Source organism: Streptococcus sp. DD11 (assembly GCF_001578865.1).
Classification (GTDB): domain Bacteria; phylum Bacillota; class Bacilli; order Lactobacillales; family Streptococcaceae; genus Streptococcus; species Streptococcus panodentis.
In genome coordinates, this window is the sequence record NZ_KQ969397.1 from 159,967 (window position 1) to 160,627 (window position 661).

1 protein-coding gene and 1 pseudogene are annotated in these 661 nt (G+C 50.5%); both read right to left on the reverse strand.

Annotation, left to right across the window (positions count from 1 at the left end):
* The coding region (locus STRDD11_RS13750) for a pneumococcal-type histidine triad protein (RefSeq protein ID WP_164828486.1) at positions 1-546 on the reverse strand (546 nt) is incomplete at its 3' end.
* 10 nt (positions 547-556) lie between these two features.
* Positions 557-661: pseudogene (locus STRDD11_RS14770) on the reverse strand (adhesion protein); the annotation flags it as partial.

The following is a 661-nucleotide window of genomic DNA, read 5'->3' on the forward strand; positions in this document are numbered from 1 at the left end:
ACTGAAATCCTGAGTCCTGCCCGCTCTGTTGCCTGAAGCCTGTGAACCGCCGCCATCTTCCTTGACATGATGGAGCTGCTTTTGGCGGGCAATTTCATCCACCGAGCGGACATTGGTCGTATGCTTGGCATCCTTCAGATACAGAAAATAGCTGCCGTCAACCTTGATAATATAGCCGTCCTGAACCTCATTGACAATATGCTCCTGCTGCAGTTTATAGTCAGGCCTGCGCATGATCAGCTCTTCGCTGATAATGGCATCGAAGGGCACCTTGCCATTATAGTAATGATAATGGTCGCCATGCGAGGTGACATAACCTTGGTCGCTAATCTTAACCACAATCTGCTCAGCGGCAATCCCCTCCTGCTCACTAATCTGCTCAGGCGTCAGTTCCTTGGGAGCTGCCTGACTGCTGCCTGTCCGGCCCCCGATATAGCTGACTCGGTTGCTTTGCGTCTGGCTGACAGACTGCCAGCGGCCCCAGCCATAAAAGCAGAGACCAAGGACAAGGACAGCAGCTGCACCAATCATATAGTTTTTCTTCATAAAGACTCCTTTATTGCTGTAAATCTTGGGCCAGAACGGCCAGATTCTCTTCCAAATTATCAAAATAACTCTTGTCATTAGCGGGGTCTGCTTCCAGCGGATTCAGCTGCTTCAG